Origin of the sequence: Stenotrophomonas sp. pho (assembly GCF_006228405.1) — a bacterium.
Taxonomy (GTDB): Bacteria; Pseudomonadota; Gammaproteobacteria; order Xanthomonadales; family Xanthomonadaceae; genus Stenotrophomonas; species Stenotrophomonas sepilia.
Map to the genome: position 1 here is coordinate 2,257,492 of NZ_CP029759.1, position 17,884 is coordinate 2,275,375.

The following is a 17,884-nucleotide window of genomic DNA, read 5'->3' on the forward strand; positions in this document are numbered from 1 at the left end:
CGTCTCCAAGGTCATCCTGAGGGTTCTCACACACCACAGGAGCTTGCCGACGATGACTGCCCAGCCCAATGCTACGCCTGCGGCCACGTGGGTCGCGATTGATATTGCCAAGCGTCACCATGCCGTCCTGATTGAAACGCCTGACGGCAAGCAGCAGCAGTTTCGGATGGCCAGCTCGATGGAAGAGCACGATCGTCTGGTCGCTCTGCTGCGTGGATTACCCCAGCCTGCCAGGATCGCCATGGAACCCACTGGAGACTGCCATCGAACGCTGGCTTTCCGGCTTCTCACGGAAGGCTTCGACGTTTGCCTTGTCTCATCAGTCGCTGGCGCCCGCTACCGCGAAGCAATGTTCAACTCATGGGACAAGAACGACCCGAAAGATGCCCGCGTGATTCTCGCACTGCTCAAGCAGGGCATGACGCTGCGCTACATTGATCCCTTGCTGGCCGGGCACCACGGATTGCAGGAGCTGTCCAAGACTCACTATCAGATCAGCCTGGCAAGGACGCGACTGCAGCACAGCTTGATGACGCACTATCTGCCGCTGTACTTTCCCGAAATCGAGCGCTACTTCGACAGCGCACATGCGGACTGGTTCGCCCGCTTCATGCTCCGCTTTCCTACTGCGGCATCAATCCAACAGCGTGACTACGAGACGTTCCGCAAGGAGGCGTGGGACCTGGTGGGCGCAAGGTCAACAAGGCGGCATGGCTACGCGAACTATATGAAATCGCCCTGCGAAGCATTGGCTTGCCTGTCGCCGATGACTCGCTCGAGGTTCAGAGCTTCCGCCTGCAATTGCAGCGCTTCCAGGAGCTGGTCCAGCAGCGCGACCGGCTCGCGGAACAGGCGCACCAGACCCTTTCGGGGCGCCCAGACTATGAGTCGCTGCGTTCGATTCCGGGTATTGGACCTGTGCTTGCACTGACCATTCTGGCCGAGGCTGGCGACCTGCGTCGCTTCGCCCACCATCGCCAGTTCCTGAAGTACTGCGGCCTCGATCTGGCCAAGTGCCAATCAGGCCAATACAAGGGCCAGGAGCGGCTGTCCAAGCGCGGCAATGCGCGCCTTCGCTTCGCCTTCTGGTTTGCCGCCACAGTGGCCATCCGGATGCGGGAGAACAGCTTCCGGGAGAAGTACGAGCGCTACATCCGGAACGATCCATCCAACGCCGACCGCAAAAGAAAAGCACTGACTGCCGTGGCCGCGAAGATGGCGCGTGTCGCCTATGGCCTGGTCAAGCAACAAACCCAATACCGCTGCTACTTCGAAAATGCTTTACCCCGTGGATCGACCCCTCTCCGTAGGGCCGTCGGGGCCTCTTAGGATCCTGTAGATAATGCTCGGGCCTTCCACGGGACTCCATGCTGTTTTAGGCACGTTCGAGGCCGTTCTGGACCTCGTGTTCACTATGGTCAGACCAGGAGACCCTGAAGACGTGGAAGCCCACGGGACTTGGTGCAAATAGCGGTGCGACTTGCCTGACCGGACGTCAGCGACGTCCGCGGATCCGTTCGCTCCCAATTTGTTGTTGACTCCAGAGTTAGCACGTTGTCCGTGCGTACGGCCCGCGGGTAGCCCCGGAAGCAGGCGGCCTGGTCGAGGACCCGGACGACGTAGGCGCCACCCATGCCATGGTCAACCGTGATGTCCACGCACTCGTGGGTGAAGTCGTCGGCCACGGTCAGGCACTTGAGCCGCCGGGCGTTGGCCAGGGCGTCGCTGACGAAGTCCATGCTCCAGACCTGGTTGGGCGCCGTAGCGATCGCCAGAGGCTGTCGCTCAAGCGGGGGCGCTTGGCCTTCTTGCGTCGGCGCACGGCGAGGCTGGCCTCGCTGTAGAGCCGATAGACCTTCTTGTGGTTCACGTCTGGGAACTCCGGGCGCAGCAGGTCGTGCAGGCGGCGATAGCCGAACCTGCGGCGGATCTGGGCCAGTTCGATGATCCGTGCCGACAGTGCCTGGGTGGCAGGCGTCGGCACGGGCGGGTGGCGGAAGGCATCGCGGGACAGCCCCGCAAGGCGGCAAGCCCGGCGCTCGCTCAACACCGTCTGGTCGAGCATGCGTCGGACTGCCTCGCGCTTGCGTTGCGGGGCTAGCGTTTTACCCCGAAGCCGATCTTCAGCACCTCGATGTCCAAATGGGCGTCGGCCAGCAACCGCTTGAGCCGGTTGTTCTCGGCTTCCAGCTCCTTCAGGCGCTTGGCGTCCTCGGCCTCCATGCCGCCGTACTTGGCCCGCCAGGCGTAGAAGCTGGCGGGCTGAAGCCGTGCTGGCGGCCCAGTTCCGCGACTGCCATGCCGGCCTCGGCCTGCTTGATGAATCCGATGATCTGTTCGGTGGTGAAGCGACTCTTGCGCATGTCCGTCCTCTCGGGTTGACGGACTTTACAGCTTCACGTGGTACGGCTCAGTGGGGGCAGGTCAAGAGGTCTCGGCGGCGCGGTCGCCGCGCTCGCGCAGCAGCCAGTAGGTCGCACCCAGAGCCAGCGTGGCGCCTGCCAGCGCGGCTATCTTTGCGGGGCTCGCCTCGGGGTCAAGGATCACGAACTTGCGCGCCAGCGCGATCAGACCGATGAGGATCACGGTCTTGACCTGGATGATGCTGTCCCGACGCAGCGCCACGCGCACAATGGAATGCTTGAACTCCATCGCGATCAAGAGCGTCATGATCATGCCGAACACACTCTGGAATACCTTGTGATCCAGGGGATTGAAGGCATCGAGGACCAGCAGCGTGAAGACGATGGCGATGAGCTGGAACAGCGACACCACGATGATGACGGCAATTACCGCCGACAGAACGAGGGCGACGACCTGCTCGAAGCGATCGTATAAACTCATGATGGCCCATTGGTCACGGAAGACCTGAAATGGATTGCGGCCTGTTGACTTCATGCAGATGGACTCCCTGCGACATTGCCGCTGTCGAGACGGCGGCGCATCGCACTGATGTTTCGTTCGACGAGCTCGGCCGACATGCCAAGCGACGACATCACCTGTTCCGCCAGCCCAAGGGCCGCGGCAAAGGATTGCTGGTGTACATGCACGTTGGGCATGGCGCGAAGTGCATCGGCCGCGGTCGTACTTCTGCATGACACCCACAAGGTCAGCGCCGGACGGCGCTCGGCAATCGCCTGGGCGATGCGCAGCACTTGCTGGGCATGGTCGAACGTGAGCACCACCAGACGCGCTTGCGCCAACCCGGCAGCCAGCAAGGTATCGGGGCGACTGGCATCGCCATGGAACACCGGCGCGCCGGCGGCACGTGCGGCCTCGACCTTCTGCTCGTCTGCTTCCAGCAGCAGATGCGCCACGCCCGCGTGTCGAAGAATTTCGCTGACTGTCAGGCCAAGCTCGCCTGCGCCGCAGATGATGACGTGGTCTCGAAATCGCGCTGTCTGCGCGGTGATCTCAACTTCTTCAGCCTGGGGTGGCTGAATGACGCCGCCGGTGCGGCTCAAGAACCGGGCAAGTACATCGTGATGGCGGATCAGCAGCGGTGCCAAGGCCATGCTGAGCACCAGCGCGACCAGCATGGGTTGTACGACGGTCGCGGGAATCAGATGCTGCTGCAAGACCATGCCCAACAACAGCAGGGCGAACTCGCCGCCATGCCCCAACGCTATGCCCGTGCGCCAGGCATCGAAGGCGGACAGGCGCGTCGCCCGCAAGGCCAGGGTGTTGAGCCCGATCTTGACCGGTACCAGCACTGCCAGCCACGCGAACACCGCCAGTGGTGCCGAAAGAATCTGCGCTCCGTCCAACTGCAGGCCGATGGTCACGAAGAACACCCCCGACAACACATCGCGAAACGGTTTGAGGTGGCTTTCCATGTGGTGACGGAAGTCGCTCTCGCCCAGCACCATGCCGGCCAAAAACGCACCCAGGGCGGCGGATACGCCGACCGCGTGTGCAGCAGCGGCGGCAGCCACCACCACGCACAAGGAAACCAGCACGAAGGATTCTTCGTGGCCCTGCCGCGCCACCCAGCCCAGCAGGCCATGCAACAGACGACGGGAGGCGAGGGCCGCTGCCGCGAACAACATCAGCACGCCCAACACTTCGAGCAGCACGCTCTCGATCTTCGGCGACTCGCCGCGCGCCCAGATCGCCAGCAGGGCCAGCAGGGGCACGCTGGCCAGGTCCTGAAAGACCAGCACGGCGATGGCGCTGCGGCCGTGGCGGGTGGTGAGCTCGCCTTGGTCGGCCAGCTGTCGGCTGACCAGCGCCGTGGACGACATGGCCGCCGCAGTGCTGAGCAACGCAGCGCACTGAACTGGCTGTCCCAGCCACATCAACATCAAGGTCAGTGGCGTGGCGACAGCGATCATCTGCAAGCTGCCGGCCGCCAATACGGTTTTACGGGAAAGCCAGAAGTGCCCGAGGGAGAACTCCAGCCCAACCATGAACAGCAGCAGGGCCACGCCCAGCTCGGACAGAAAATCAAGCGCTTCTCCCGGCGCGACTACACCGCTGACCGACGGGCCCAGCAAGGCGCCGACGGCGAGGTAACCCAGCAAGGCGGGTACTCTGAACGCCGCCGTCGCCACCGCCGCGAGACTGCATGCCGCCAGCAGGATCAGGGTGGCGCCGAGCAAGTCCTGCATCGGTCAGCGCCCCACCTGTGCAGATGCCCAGCGCACGATGTCCTGCGCGCCCATGGCGCCCGCCTGACGCCCGATCTCCCGCCCACCTTGGAACAGGGCGAGCGTCGGAATGCTGCGGATGCCGAACTGCGCGGCCAGGTGGGGTTCTGCCTCGGTATTGACCTTGGCCAGCCTGACCCTGGGTTCGAGCTGACGCGCCGCTTGCTGGAACTGCGGGCCATCATCTTGCACGGCCCGCACCAAGGTGCCCAGAAATCTACCAACAGTGGCAGGTCGCTGCGCTCCACGTGGCGCGAGAACGTCGCCGTGGTCAACTCGATGGGTTCGCCCGTGAACAAGGGCTGCTGGCAGCGGCCGCAGTTGGGATGTTCCGATAGCTTCGCAGTCGGTACGCGGTTGATGGACTGGCAATGCGGACAGACGAGGTGAAGATCATTCTTCATGGTTCGCCTCCTTGGACCACAGTGAGGCTGCCGCGCTTCGGGTCACAGACAATGCCGACCAATCAACGCCTTGGAGCCAATCGTTCCCGTCTTTGCTTACTCCGGCCTCTTCCAAATGAGCAGCGATGAACGCTTCGGCCTGCATGAGCCACCTTTGGACAGTATCTTCCTTACTAGGAATCAGCAGGATTTCAGAGACGCTGCTGGCATCCAGCCCGTCCACACGGATAAGCAGAAAAATGCGCCGCCACAAACGCGGCATGTCCTTCAGCAGGTCGAATGCAAAAGCGAACTCGCTCGACCGATCAACTAGCTCCTGCTGTTCCGCGATCGTTGCGGCATCGGGATGCTGACTGTCAGCGATGATATCGGCCAGCCTGAGTGTGTCATCGGGCTGATAAAATTCGAAGACTTCCTCTTCCACCATGGCCTCGGCGACGTCCTGGGCATCCGCTTCGACCGGCGCGTCCAGAGAAACGAATTCGCCAAATTGCCGGCTGTTTGCCACTTCGTGATCCAGCACGGCGAACAGATGCTTCAGAAGACCGAAGTAAGCCGCTTTTTCTTCCGGCACGGATTGCCATTCCACCTCAGCTTGGACAATCGCTTCATCCACCACGTCGCGCAGCGTCGGATAATCGCGCGGTAAATCGCCGACGGCACGCAGATAAGCCAGCTCACGCCTTGCGACAGCCTCAAGTTTCGACAGTAGAGGCATTCGGGTCACTTTGGCCTCATGGGCGGCTGACGCGGGTTTTGCGGCAATTCGCACCTTGAGCTCGCGCAAGCGCTCGCGTCGTGCTTTGCGCTTGATCTGGTCCTGAGCATGCAGCCGGTCAAAATGCTTCTTGGCCTGACGGCACAACGACTGTGCGAGCATCTGCGCGAGGGGCGTCAGCTCGTCATGTGATGCAGTAACGCTGACAATCTTTCTGCCGGGCAGGTGCATATAGCCACTGGCCAGAAATTGCCGCTTGGTCTTGTCGCGATCAAGGACGATTCGAAGTCGCACTGAATCTTTAGTGTGTTTGTCGAGCAATGGCTTGAGGGCGTGCTCGACCGCATTTCCCAAAGCTCTCTGCCATGGTTCATGAAACTCTTTGTCGACAGCTCGATAGCTATATTGCGTCTGCATGTATGACTCCTTTGATGTCATTTCTATGGAGGCACGAACCGAAAATGCTCATATCCATAGAATTTAGTTTGACCCGCTCTTATCCCTGGCGCGTTCTGCGAAGACGCCAACTCAAGAACAAAAGCGTGACACCATAGACTGCCGCATAGAAGCCCAGCAGCCAGCCTGCGGCCAGGAATGACTCGGCCGGACGGGAGAAAAATATCCACAAGACGATAGCGCCAAGGACTATCGAGAGCAGTCCACTGAAGGCAAGCCAGATTTCACCCTTGATTTCTTGACGCAGCCGAACCGCGGCGGATATCTCCAGCACACCGGTGAAAATCGCCCAGACCCCCACGCTAGCCCATAAAAAAGAAGCCATGACCATCGTGGCGACCAAAGGAGCAACCAGGACGACAACGCCGGTAAGCATACCGACAATGCCGCTGAACAGCAGCCAGCCCCAGCGCTCTTTTTTCTGGATATGGCGCACCGCTGCAACCAAGTTGAAAGCGCCATTGACCAAGGAGAATGCGCCGAACACTAAGGTCGTGGCCAACAGAGCCGATTGTGGCATCCAGAACGCAAGGGCTGCGAAAATCAATGCCAAGACACCGCGCAGCGCAAAAAGCCACCAATTTTGGCTCAGCGAACACAGTGCTTTGGTGGGGTCATCCGCATTGGAATTGGCGATGGTGTCTGTGTTCATGCAATATCTCCTAAAGACCTATACGAGATGAAAAATCAAACACTCATGGGACAAGAGAGGGGGCGCTATGCGCCCCCTCTCCAGCGGTTTCAGAACAACCTGGACAGTTTTGCCTTGACTTCATCGAGCCAGCCTTTTCCGCCGCCTCCCCCTCCCGTCTTCTGCTTGATTTTCTTGAGTTCATCGTACATGGACTCAAAGTCCTTCCTTTTTCCATAGCCCAGCAGTTCTGCCATTTCCAACTGCTGCCGGGCTTCGTTCAACAATGTCTCCAGGCGCTCATTGGATGCTTCGCTGCGCTGACCATCTTCTACCAGGGGCTCGGCGCGCTTCAGGAGCAGCCTGGCGCGCAGGGCGGGCAGCGGATGCACGCTGCGCGTCTCGACCAGCGTGCTGAGCGCTGCCTGCAGCGCGGCTTTGGCTTCTTCGATCTTGCCCTGATCGATCAGCGGCACGACTGACTTCACGGCTGCGGGATAGGACGCCAGAGGGATGTTGGTGACCGCGATCACGATCTCACTGGCCAGCAAAGCCAGCACGTGACGTGCCTGTTGCACCTCGCCATGTTTGAGGGCATCCAGCGCCTCGTCGGTCATCGCCTCAATGGTGTCCGTGTTGGCGAACAGGTCGTGCACGATGGTGCGCACATCAACGGGGGCCAGGGCGAGCGTGGGTTCGCGCGCAACGATCAGCTCCAGCTTTCCCGTCACTTCGGCCAGCGTTGCCAATGCGCGTGCAGCGTCCTTGCCGTCAAGTGCGGCCAGCGCTGATTTGGTCAGCGCCAAGGCCGAGACGGCCTCATCGAGGACTTGTTTACGTTTGTCTGCCGCCTGCGAGTCCGTTTCCTTCTGAACCTCAGGCTGTACCTCCGTGACGACTTCAGGCTTGGCCTCTGGACTGACAGGAAGGCTGCTTACCGCGGCCTGTTCGTTTATTTCTTTGTTCGTCGCATTGGGATTCGATGTTTGCTCATTCATGGTGATATGTCTCGTATGAGTTAGTGAAAATAGGCGAATCTATTGGGCTGACTGCGCCCATCGCGAGACTAGCCGATGGTGCAGTCAGCTCCTTCACCACATCAAGACAGCCTTTGGATGCGCATCTTCAACTCGTCGAACCACCCCTTGCCGCTTTTTCCTCCGGCGGATTTCTGCTCGATAGCCTTCACCTGATCGAAGATGGGCTTGAAGTCCGCCTTCTTGCCATAACCCAGGATCTGCGCCAGCTCGATTTCCGTGCGCACGTAGGCCAGCAGGGCGCTGAGCTCCTCGCTCTGTTTGGCATTGCGCTTGCCGGTCTCGGCCAGCTTTTCCGCTTTTGCCATCGCGGCTTCGGCCCGTAGCACGGGCAGAGGAAAGGCGACCGAGGTCATCACCATCGTGTTCAGCGCTCGGGCGAGCACCGCCTTGGCATCGTCAATCTTGCCGCTGTCGATGAGCCGTGCGGCCGACTTGATCGCTGCCGGGTACGTTGCCATCGGCAGGTTGTCGGTTTCGATCACGATTTCGCTGGCAAGATTGGCGACGATGGGCCGTGCCTTTTGCACCTCGCCATCATCCAACAACTCCCGAGACAACTTGACCGCTTTCTTGACCGATTCCACGTCGGCGTGGATGTCATGGGTGATGACGCGTACATCGACGGGCGCCAAAGCAAGTTTTGGGTCACGCGCCAATACCAGTTCCAGCTTTCCGCTGGCCAGTTCCAGCGCAGCGAGCGCCTCCTTGGTCTTCCTTGCATCAAGGAGGATCAATGCCTCATGGGTCTTGGCCAGCGCAGTGATTGCATCTTGGGCGAGTTTGGCGCGCTTTCCCGCGGCTTCCCGGGCGACCTTGTCATCTACCTGTGGCTGTGCCGCCTTGGATGCGGCAGAGGGTGCTGCAGCACCTGGGTTAGAACCTGCCGCCGATTGGGCCAGAGCCGGTCCGCTCAGTCCGACGACGACCGCCAGGGCAAGTGCGGAGAAGATGTATTGTGGCTGTTTGATATTCATGATCTTGGGCTCCTGATTGAAGTTAGTTGACTGAGATTTCAATCTGTTTCGGTTTGGCTTGCTCGGCCTTGACAAGCCGCACTTCCAGCACGCCGTCTTTCATCGAAGCCGTCACCTTGGTCGGATCAACGTTGTCAGGCAAGACAAAGCTGCGCACAAAGCGGCCATACGCACGTTCGATGCGGTGGAACTTCTTGCCCTGCTCCTCTTTTTCCAGTTTGCGCTCGCCGCTGATGGTGAGCACGCCGTTTTCCGCGCTGACGCGCACGGCATCCTTGGGGACCTCCGGCAGATCCAGCTTGAGGATGAATGCGTTCTCATCCTCGCTGACGTCCACCATTGGTGCCCAGTCCGCCGTGGTCATGGCTTCGTTGCCGGTACGGGCGCCCTGTCGCTGGGGTGTCCGTCCCAACATCGTCGCCAGGCGGTTTTGCAATTCATCCAGCTCCCGGAAGGGGTCCCACGGAGTCAATGCAGACATATCGGTTCTCCTTGAACAATGCCGGCGAATTGGATGACGCACTGAACAGAGCCGTCGGCTTACTCTGAATGGCACCTACTACTGTTTTCAGTTCCGAGCAAGTCCTTGAGTCAATTGACGGATATCGCTTTCGTCGAGCGTTTCCCGCGCCAGCAGCTCGCGCGCGCAGCGCTCCAGCACTTCTCGGTTGATTTCGAGAATTCGGTATGCACGATCAAACACACCCATCACGATGTCACGGATGGCTTGGTCGATGCGTGTCTGAGTCGATTCGGCTACCCGGCAGCCACCCTGAACCAGTTCAGGCGCATCAAGAAAACGCGGCCTCTGTGCCTCAAAAGCAACGTACCCCAAGCCCTCATCCATGCCGAAGCGTGTAATCATGTCGCGGGCGATGTCGGTGGCCCGCGCGAGATCGTCTGCGGCACCGGTCGACAGTTCGCCAAACACCAACTTCTCTGCGGCGCGCCCGCCCAACAGCACGGCGATCTTGTACTCCAGATCGGCGCGCGTCATCAGGAAGCGGTCTTCGGTGGGGCGTTGCAGGGTGTAGCCCAGCGCGCCGATGCCGCGCGGGATGATCGAGATCTTGTGCACGGGGTCGGTGCCGGGCAGCGCCAGCGCCACCGGCGCATGGCCCATCTCGTGATAGGCCACGGTTTCCCGCTCCTTGGGATTGAGCACGCGGTTCTTCTTCTCCAGGCCCGCCACGATGCGCTCGATGGCGGCGGTGAAGTTTTGCAGTTCCACAGCCTGCGCCTTGCGCCGCGTCGCGTTCAGCGCTGCTTCGTTCACGAGATTGGCCAGATCAGCGCCGGAAAAGCCGGTGGTCAGCGCCGCCACCTGTTCCAGATCTACACCGTGGGCCAGGGTGATCTTCTTGACATGGACCTTCAGGATATCCAGGCGACCTTTCTTGTCGGGCCGGTCCACCAGCACCTGACGGTCGAAGCGACCGGCGCGCAGCAGCGCCTGGTCGAGGATTTCGGGCCGGTTGGTGGCAGCCAGGATGATGAGCCCCACCGAACTGTCGAAGCCATCCATCTCGGTAAGCAACTGGTTCAAGGTCTGCTCGCGCTCGTCGTGGCCGCCGATGGGGCCGCCGACACCGCGCGCGCGGCCCAGTGCGTCGAGTTCGTCGATGAAGATGATGCCGGGCGCCTGCCCGCGCGCCTGCTCGAACAGGTCGCGCACGCGCGCCGCACCCACGCCGACGAACATCTCGACAAACTCTGATCCGGAGATGGAGAAGAAGGGCACCGCCGCCTCGCCGGCAACAGCCTTGGCCAGCAATGTCTTGCCGGTGCCCGGTGGGCCCACCAGCAACACGCCCTTGGGAATGCGCGCCCCGAGCCGTCCACACTCCTGCGGATTCTTGAGGAAATCGACGATCTCAACCAACTCCGCCTTGGCTTCATCGACGCCAGCGACATCGGCAAAGGTCACGCCAGTGTTCTTCTCCATGAATACCTTGGCGCGGCTCTTGCCGATGCTCAGGAAACCGCCCATGCCCTGCTTCTCGGCAAAGCGGCGGAACAGGAAGAACCAGACGCCGAAGAAGGCCACCGCCGGCAGAATCCAGGAGAGCACATCACGCAGCCAGGTGCTTTCCACCACCCGCGCGTAAGGCACGTCGTATTTGGACAGCCGCTCGGCCAGGTCGGGTTCGACACGGGTGGCCACGATGGTGGTCTTGCCCCGGCTGTCCGGTGATTTCAGGCGCCCGGTCACCGTGCGGTCCGACACCAGTACTTCGGCGACGCGCCCCTCGGCCAGCGCTTTCTCGAACTCACTATAGGGAACGGGTTCAACCGTCTTCGCCGCCTGCCAGTAGTTCTGCAGCGTCAGCAGCAACAGGCCGGCGACGATCCAGTAGCCGATGTTCCATTGATCTTTCTTTTCCATCGGCAATGTTCCTCGCAAGTCGTGTCGCTAGAGAATGGGGTGAACAGACGGGCCACCCCGTCGCGCAAGCGGATGGCCAGCGGGCGGGCGCGCAACGCCATGGCCGATATCTCGTTCGATGCATCACGGGCGGCATCAAAAAGGGATTCCAGCCGCGTAGACAGCGCGGTGTCGTACACCTCCACATTGAACTCGAAGTTGAGGCGCAGGCTGCGCGCATCCCAGTTGGCCGAACCCAGGCAGCACCACTGGCCGTCTATCAGCATCAGCTTGCTGTGGTCGAACGGGCCAGGACGTTCGAAGATGCGCACACCGTGCTCCAGCACCTGCCAGTAGTGGCGCGCGCGGCCCATTGCACCGTGGATGGTCACCGTTTGCGGGCGTCAGCACGTCGATACGCACCCCGCGCAACGCAGCCGTGCTAAGCGCCGCGATCATCGGCTGATCGGGGACGAAATAAGGTGTCCAGATGCGCACCGAATGCTTCGCCGCGCTCAAAGCGCCCATGAAGGTCCAGCGCATCCTGTCCAGGGCCTCGTCGGGACCGGCCTCGATGCCGCGCGCCCAAGAGGTCCCTTGCTCATCAGCCATTGCGGGCGATTCGCGCCAGAAACCCTCGCCGAGCTGCTCGCCCGTGGCATCGCACCAATCATCGGTGAAGCACTGCATCAGATGCGCAACCACCGGCCCGCGCAGACGAAAGTGCAAATCGTGACAGGCCTGGCCCGGCGCATCGGGCCGCCAATACGGGCTGCAGATATTCATGCCACCGGTGAAACCTGCCTCGCCATCGATCACCAGCAGCTTGCGGTGATTGCGCAGATGCGCGGCATGCAGGCGCGCGGGAATCAACGTCGGGTTGAACGTCGCCGCCGGAACGCCGGCGCGTTGCAAGGCGCGGTAGGCGCTGCGGGGCGTCCAGCGGGCATACACGTCGTCGATCAGCACCCGCACTTGCACGCCGCGCTCATGAGCCCGGCGCAGCGCATCGACGAACTGCGCCCCGATGCCTTGGCTGTCGAAGATGTACGAGGCCAAGGCGACGCTGTTCCGCCCGATTCGATGGCGGCGAGCATGGCCGGGTAGGCCCGCTCGCCATCGACAAGCGGCTCGATGCGGTTGCCGCCGGTCAGCGACTGGCCGGTGGCGCGTCCTACCAGGTGCGCCAGGCCGGCAAGCGGCGGCGATACGGGCTCGGGCACCGTGGGCGAGAGATCCTGTCGAACAGCAAGATCCGTCCCGGAAACAGCCGCCGTGCCCGCCGCTGGTAACGGTTGATGCCGAACAGCCATACAGCAGCGAACCGCCCAGCGGCAACAAGGCGATCAGCAGTATCCACAGCGTGGCCGATCGAGGGTCACGCTTGTAGATGACCGCGTGCCCCGCCGTGGGACAGCGACCGCCAGCGACACGAGGGTGGCTGCCCATGTCAGCCCGTTGGGGTCGGACACGATAGCCTCCTCATGACTCAAGATTCGCCGCCGCCGGCTTCTTCTTGCGCTAGGCTTGCTCTCGCCGTTCGGCGGTGCCTCGGCCACGTTCGCGGCATCGGACTTATCAGGCTCGGCCGGCTGCGCGGTGGCTCCTTGCGCTCGAAGACGACGCGTTCGGCCTTGTCGTCCCAGGGGCGCTGGCGTGATCGCCCTTGCCGATACCGCCACCCAGCATCTCGCGCGCCAATGCGGTCTCCAGTTCGCTGCGGATCAGCCGCTTGAGCTCACGCGCGCCGAACTCGGGCTTGTAGCCTTCCTCCGAAGTGATCGATCAAGGTCTGATCGAAGGTCAGCGTCACGCCTGGCTGCGCGTTGCGGGCCACACGATCGAGCTGCAGGCCGACGATATGGCGATCTCCTCCTTGCCCAGCGCATGGAAGACGATGATCTCGTCGATGCGGTTGAGGAACGGCGGAAGTGTCCGCGCGCACGTCCATCCCTCGACGTCCCCGTATCTCGCGCGCACGGCCTCAGACGCTGGGATCAGCCGATTGAGTGGCGATGAATGGGTTGTGCCACCACCCGGTGCCGTCGGTGAGGCAGCGTCACACCTGTAGCAGGTGGTAGACGTCGGGGGCGCGATATGGCGGATCTCCTCCTTGCCCAGCGCATGGAAGACGATGATCTCGTCGATGCGGTTGAGGAACTCGGGCGGAAGTGTCGCGCAGCACGTCCATCACCTCGACTTGGTCCTCTCGTATTCCTCGCCGGCGGCGCCACGGGCCTTCAGCCGACGCTGGATGATGTCCGAGCCCAGATTCGAGGTGGCGATGATGATGGTGTTGGTGAAATCCACCACCCGGCCCTTGGGAACAGAAAAGTCGCCACCGCTTGCTGCTTCGCGCAGGCCCGCGCGCGCCAGACGCACGGCATCGGCCACCGCGCGCACCGCTTCGTCCTGGCCCACCACGCGCTCGTGCAGCCGCTGCTCCAGATGCAGCAGCTTCTCGCGCTCTTCCACCGTCAGCTCGCTGACCGGGATGCCGGTCAGCCGCGAGACGATCTGCGCGACATGCTCGGCTTTGACCTCGGCGCTGCCCGAGGCGCGCTCGCGTTCCCATTCCTCGACGAGCTTCTTGAGTTCGGCCTCCTTGGCCTCGATGCGCTTGCCCAGCTCGGCGGCCTTGTCGTACTGCTTGCGCGAGGCCATGTAGTCCTGCTCACGCCGCAGCTGGTGCAGTTCGGCCTCCAGCTCCTGCACGGCAACCGGGCGGGCCGTGGCTGACAGCTTCACGCGTGCGGCTGCCTGGTCGAGCAGGTCGATGGCCTTGTCGGGCAGAAAGCGGGCGGTGATGTAACGGTCGGACAACTCGGCGGCGGCGATGATCGCGTCCTCTGTGATACTGACCTTGTGGTGCGCTTCGAACGTGTCGCGCAGGCCGCGCAGGATCATAATGGTCTGCGCTACCGTCGGCTCGGGCACCATCACCGGCTGGAAGCGACGCTCCAGCGCGGCATCCTTTTCGATGTACTTCTGATACTCGTTGAGCGTGGTGGCGCCGATCAGGTTCAGCTCGCCGCGCGCCATCATCGGCTTGAACACGTTGGCCACGTCCAGCCGCCTTCGCCGCCACCCTGGCCGGCACCGACGATGGTGTGCACCTCGTCGATGAAGAGAATCAGCTCGCCCTGGTGCTCGGTCACTTCCTTGAGCACCTTCTGCACACGCTCCTCGAACTCGCCGCGGTACTTGGCGCCGGCCACCATGGCGTTGATGTTGAGTTCCACCAGGCGCTTGTCGCGCAGCGTCTCGGGCACCTCGCCTGCGACCATGCGCTGCGCCAGCCCTTCGACGATGGCGGTCTTGCCCACGCCAGGCTCGCCGATCAGCACCGGGTTGTTCTTCTTGCGCCGGGCCAGCACTTCGATGGTCGTCTCGATCTCCTGCGCGCGGCCGATGACCGGATCGAGCTTGCCCTCGCGCGCCATCTTGGTGAGGTCGCGCGAATACTTGTCGAGTTCCGGCGTATTGGTCGGCGTCTCGGCACGGCCGTCCTCGGCCCCCTTGCCGACCACCTTGCTCACCTGCTGGCGCAGCGCCTGCGGCGTGAGCCCGTAGCGGCGCAGCAGGTTGGCTGCCAAGCCTTCGCCTTCTTCGGCCAGGCCGATCAGAAAGTGCTCTGGCCCCACATAGGAATGACTCAACTCGTTGGAGGCCACGAAGGCACGGCTGAGCGCATCCTTGACACGTGGCGACACGCCGATCTCGCCTTCGAACGGCTTGTCGCCACGCTTGGCTTCGGATTCGATCTGCCGCTTGAGGTCATCGACCTTGATCTTGAACTGCCCCAGGATGGTCTTGACCACGTCGCTGTCGGTCAGCGCCAGCAGCAGGTGTTCGGTATCGACTTCGGGCCGGCCGAACTCGGCAGCATGTTTGGCGGCTTCCTGCAACAGGGCCTCAGACTGTTCGCTGATACGGCTGGCCAGCCCACTGCCGCGGCGGCGCGCCGTGCCCGCCGTTGCGGGAGCGGATTCGCCGAACGAGGCATCGACGACCTCGTCGGTATCGGCCGCCACGGACGGTGCATCGTCACCGATGCGGAAGAAGTCGCTGCCGAGGAAGTCTTCGAACAAACCGCTGCGCGAGCCAAACAGAGCCTCCAGCGGCGAGACGGTGCGCTTTTGCTGGCGCGCCAGTTGGCGATAGTGATCGTCACACAACAGCATGGTGCTGTGGCGACCATTGAGATTGGCTTCCACCCGCACCGTGGCGGGCTGGCCGCAGACTTGGCACTGCTTTCTGGCCATGCTGATGCTCCTTAAAGGACTGATTTGACGAGGCACCGAAGGTCACGGCGCCTCGCCATTCACTTGGTTGTTTTTCGGAGGACGAGCCGATCGGCGTCAGCCGTTGATCGGGATCGAGCGCCCCTGCCTGGGGGCACTGGCCTCGCGCTTGTCCATCGTGATCGTGAGCACGCCGTTCTTGAAAGCGGCCTTGATCGTTTCCTGGTTGGCATCGGCCGGCAGATTCAGGGCGCGCTGAAAGCTGCCGTAGGAACGCTCCACGCGGTGGAAACCACCATCCTTCGTTTCCTGTTCCCGATGCTTCTCACCGCGCACCAGCAACACATCGTTATCGAGCGTGATCTGGATGTCCTTTTCCTCGACCCCGGGCACTTCCAGGGCGATCTTGTACTGCTTGTCGGTCTCCTGGATGTCCAGGGCCGGCTTCAGCAGGCCCGGCCACTCCGACGGCCAGCGTGGCATGGCCAGCGTCGGGAAACCGAAGCCTCGAAACGCGTCGTCGAACAGGCGATCGATCTCGCGATGCAATTGCAGGATGGGACTGACCGACCCACCCGCCACCGGCAGGTCATTGCGCTGCACCGGCAGCGAGGCAGTGCTCTGTTGTTCTTCCTGCTCCTTCTTGAACCAGTTCCAGGGAGCCAATTTCTTGAGATCAATGTCCATGTCACACCTCCAGAAGAAAAATTGAAGACTCTCGCTCACTCCGTTTGCCTGCGGCGACGGACAGCGCGCCCTGGCGACACGGGTTGTTCCGCTGACTTTGGCTGCTCATCCGTGCGTATCACCTCCTTCTTTCTGCCTGCTTGGGTCTGATCATTGATCCATCGATCGATTTCACTTTGACGAAACCGCCACGTCCCGCCGACCTTGAAGGCCGGAATGTCCCCGTGCGCGGCGAGCCGGTAAAGCGTCCGCTTGCCGACTTTCAAGTAGGCAGCCAACTCGTCGAGTGTGAAGATCGCCTGCTGGCGCGCTGTCATACCACCCCCACAAGTTCCGTCGTCACGCGGCCTCGCCTGAGGAAGTTCTTGCAAGACTTTGCAAGATATTGCGCTTACCATGCCGAAAGTCAAGCGTCAACATCCAGCGATCTGCTGGCTGAACCGCCCCGGAAATCCCGGAGGCTCGTTGGTGTGAGTCACGCCGCCATGGCGAGCTCACGGGTCTGCTGATAGTAGGCTGCTTCAGCTTCGGCTGGGGGATGTTGCTGATCGGCTCCAGCAGGCGTCGAAGATTGAACCAGTTCACCCATTCCAGCGTGGCCAGCTCGACGGCCTCGAGGCTTTGCCAGGAGCGACGGTGGATCACCTCGGCCTTGTACAGTCCGTTGGCAATACCCTCAATCAGCAGATGTCCGCTTCGGGTCGCATCACGCCTTGATTCTTGACGTGGGAGAACCCTGACCACCCCCTTCATCAGGAGTAGGTCATGGCAATTCTTCACACATCTCAGCCCCACGAGCCTTGGAACAAGGGAAAGCTGATCGGACAGAAGGCTCCGCTCAAGCTGAAAGATATCTGGGCCATCCGGATCAGACTTCAGCTTTGACCTGCCCCCACTGGCCATACCAGTGATTACTGATAAAGCCCGGGGTTGAAGGTTACTGCGTTGTCGGCTTGTTGTGCTCGGTGGTTGGCAGCGAACTGGGCAGGCGGGATTCGACCGCAGCTGCTGTGTGGTCGCACCTGGTTGTAGTCGCGTCGCCAGTCGGCGATGACCTGGCGGGCTTGGGCGAGCTCATTCATCTCTCGCCGGCCACTTTGGATGTGTTTGCCCGCTACGTGCAAGACGGCGATCAAGCTCCCGAGTCAGGCGGGCTACTTCTTGGGACAGTTCATGGCGAGCATCTGATCATTGAACAGGCCACAGCCCCAACTATCTGGGACCTCAGGCTGCGCACCTTTTTTCACCGCTCCCCATTCGGTCATGCCAAGCTTGCCCTTGATCGCTGGCGCGCCTCACGTGGCACGGTACGATATCTGGGCGAATGGCACACCCACCCGGAGGACTACCCGACCCCGTCCGGATTGGACCGCTCGGAATGGCGCCGACTGGCTACGGGGAGAAAAGACAAGCGACCGCAGCTTTCGATCATTGTCGGGAGGCAAGGTCTCCACGTCGAGCTGGTTCATGGAGACGGTAATGGCGACCTCTTTCAGCCCCACCGATAAAAAAATGCGTTGACCCATGAAGCCGCAAGCTTTGAAGCTCAAAGAGGGGACAAGCGGCGAGGGGGACTGGCCACTAGTCAGAAGCCTTGCAGCGACTGTTCTGGGTGTTGCGGACCACGAGTTGGCCTGTTGCGCTTAGGAGCCTGAGTCGCGCAACACAAGGCTCGATGCAAAAGGCGCAACAGATTAATGTGCTATATCGGCAAAA

General features: G+C 61.8%; 16 protein-coding genes and 6 pseudogenes. 2 read left to right on the forward strand and 20 right to left on the reverse strand.

Annotation, left to right across the window (positions count from 1 at the left end; translation table 11 throughout):
* The first annotated feature begins 52 nt into the window (after positions 1–52).
* Positions 53–1,329, forward strand: a pseudogene (locus tag DL544_RS10605) (IS110 family RNA-guided transposase).
* A 224-nt stretch (positions 1,330–1,553) separates the two neighbouring features.
* Here DL544_RS10605 and DL544_RS10610 read toward each other — a convergent pair.
* The 20 genes and pseudogenes from DL544_RS10610 to DL544_RS10695 all read right to left on the reverse strand — a co-directional run.
* Positions 1,554–2,363 (reverse strand): annotated as a pseudogene (locus tag DL544_RS10610) (IS3 family transposase); the annotation flags it as partial.
* 61 nt (positions 2,364–2,424) lie between these two features.
* Entirely contained in the window at positions 2,425–2,898 is a 474-nt protein-coding gene (gene psiE-GI, locus DL544_RS10615; protein ID WP_032961714.1) for a heat resistance protein PsiE-GI, read from the reverse strand.
* Positions 2,895–4,610 (reverse strand): heat resistance system K+/H+ antiporter KefB-GI, encoded by a 1,716-nt coding sequence (gene kefB-GI, locus DL544_RS10620; protein WP_005409659.1) that lies wholly within the window; start codon positions 4,608–4,610, stop codon positions 2,895–2,897. The genes psiE-GI and kefB-GI overlap by 4 nt, the downstream gene beginning before the upstream one ends.
* 3 nt (positions 4,611–4,613) lie before the next feature.
* Positions 4,614–5,053 (reverse strand): annotated as a pseudogene (gene trx-GI, locus DL544_RS10625) (heat resistance system thioredoxin Trx-GI).
* On the reverse strand, positions 5,043–6,188 hold the full coding sequence (locus DL544_RS10630; RefSeq protein ID WP_005409661.1) for a hypothetical protein: 1,146 nt from the start codon (positions 6,186–6,188) through the stop codon (positions 5,043–5,045). Before DL544_RS10630 ends, trx-GI begins: the two are co-directional and overlap by 11 nt.
* A gap of 79 nt (positions 6,189–6,267) precedes the next feature.
* Positions 6,268–6,879 (reverse strand): HdeD family acid-resistance protein, encoded by a 612-nt coding sequence (locus DL544_RS10635; RefSeq protein WP_005409662.1) that lies wholly within the window; start codon positions 6,877–6,879, stop codon positions 6,268–6,270.
* 89 nt (positions 6,880–6,968) lie between these two features.
* The gene (yfdX2, locus tag DL544_RS10640; RefSeq protein ID WP_005409663.1) at positions 6,969–7,856 is read right to left on the reverse strand and encodes a heat resistance protein YfdX2; all 888 of its coding nucleotides are present in this window, start codon (positions 7,854–7,856) and stop codon (positions 6,969–6,971) included.
* A gap of 101 nt (positions 7,857–7,957) precedes the next feature.
* Positions 7,958–8,872 carry a heat resistance protein YfdX1 gene (gene yfdX1 / locus DL544_RS10645; RefSeq protein WP_139727092.1) on the reverse strand — a complete coding sequence of 305 codons (915 nt, stop codon included), beginning with the start codon at positions 8,870–8,872 and terminating at the stop codon, positions 7,958–7,960.
* Between the two features lie 22 nt (positions 8,873–8,894).
* Positions 8,895–9,353: a small heat shock protein sHSP20-GI gene (hsp20-GI, locus tag DL544_RS10650; protein WP_005409665.1), complete on the reverse strand. Its 459-nt coding sequence runs from the start codon at positions 9,351–9,353 to the stop codon at positions 8,895–8,897.
* 87 nt (positions 9,354–9,440) lie between these two features.
* Positions 9,441–11,258, reverse strand: a complete 1,818-nt coding sequence (gene ftsH, locus DL544_RS10655) for an ATP-dependent zinc metalloprotease FtsH (RefSeq protein ID WP_049397306.1) — start codon at positions 11,256–11,258, stop codon at positions 9,441–9,443.
* Positions 11,198–11,611 carry a phospholipase D-like domain-containing protein gene (locus DL544_RS22415; RefSeq protein WP_479692437.1) on the reverse strand — a complete coding sequence of 138 codons (414 nt, stop codon included), beginning with the start codon at positions 11,609–11,611 and terminating at the stop codon, positions 11,198–11,200. Before DL544_RS22415 ends, ftsH begins: the two co-directional genes overlap by 61 nt.
* Positions 11,612–11,675: 64 nt before the next feature.
* Positions 11,676–12,686: pseudogene (locus DL544_RS10660) on the reverse strand (phospholipase D-like domain-containing protein); the annotation flags it as partial.
* A 129-nt stretch (positions 12,687–12,815) separates the two neighbouring features.
* Positions 12,816–13,019, reverse strand: coding sequence for a hypothetical protein (locus tag DL544_RS22420; RefSeq protein ID WP_479692446.1), 204 nt, complete (start codon positions 13,017–13,019; stop codon positions 12,816–12,818).
* Positions 13,020–13,046: 27 nt separating this feature from the next.
* Entirely contained in the window at positions 13,047–13,217 is a 171-nt protein-coding gene (locus DL544_RS22425) for a hypothetical protein (RefSeq protein ID WP_479692438.1), read from the reverse strand.
* Positions 13,218–13,427: 210 nt separating this feature from the next.
* Positions 13,428–14,303, reverse strand: coding sequence for a hypothetical protein (locus DL544_RS22430; protein WP_479692439.1), 876 nt, complete (start codon positions 14,301–14,303; stop codon positions 13,428–13,430).
* Positions 14,279–15,502 carry a Clp protease N-terminal domain-containing protein gene (locus DL544_RS22435; RefSeq protein WP_479692440.1) on the reverse strand — a complete coding sequence of 408 codons (1,224 nt, stop codon included), beginning with the start codon at positions 15,500–15,502 and terminating at the stop codon, positions 14,279–14,281. The genes DL544_RS22430 and DL544_RS22435 overlap by 25 nt, the downstream gene beginning before the upstream one ends.
* A gap of 96 nt (positions 15,503–15,598) precedes the next feature.
* The gene (locus DL544_RS10675) at positions 15,599–16,168 is read right to left on the reverse strand and encodes an Hsp20/alpha crystallin family protein (protein ID WP_005409669.1); all 570 of its coding nucleotides are present in this window, start codon (positions 16,166–16,168) and stop codon (positions 15,599–15,601) included.
* A gap of 35 nt (positions 16,169–16,203) precedes the next feature.
* Complete coding sequence (locus DL544_RS10680; RefSeq protein WP_032961707.1) at positions 16,204–16,485, reverse strand: helix-turn-helix domain-containing protein; 282 nt, start codon at positions 16,483–16,485, stop codon at positions 16,204–16,206.
* 158 nt (positions 16,486–16,643) lie between these two features.
* Positions 16,644–16,834 (reverse strand): annotated as a pseudogene (locus DL544_RS10685) (IS3 family transposase); the annotation flags it as partial.
* 245 nt (positions 16,835–17,079) lie between these two features.
* Positions 17,080–17,241, reverse strand: a pseudogene (locus DL544_RS10695) (integrase core domain-containing protein); the annotation flags it as partial.
* 45 nt (positions 17,242–17,286) lie between these two features.
* Here DL544_RS10695 and DL544_RS10700 point away from each other — a divergent pair.
* Positions 17,287–17,676, forward strand: coding sequence for a Mov34/MPN/PAD-1 family protein (locus DL544_RS10700; RefSeq protein WP_229298564.1), 390 nt, complete (start codon positions 17,287–17,289; stop codon positions 17,674–17,676).
* The last annotated feature ends 208 nt before the right edge of the window (positions 17,677–17,884 follow it).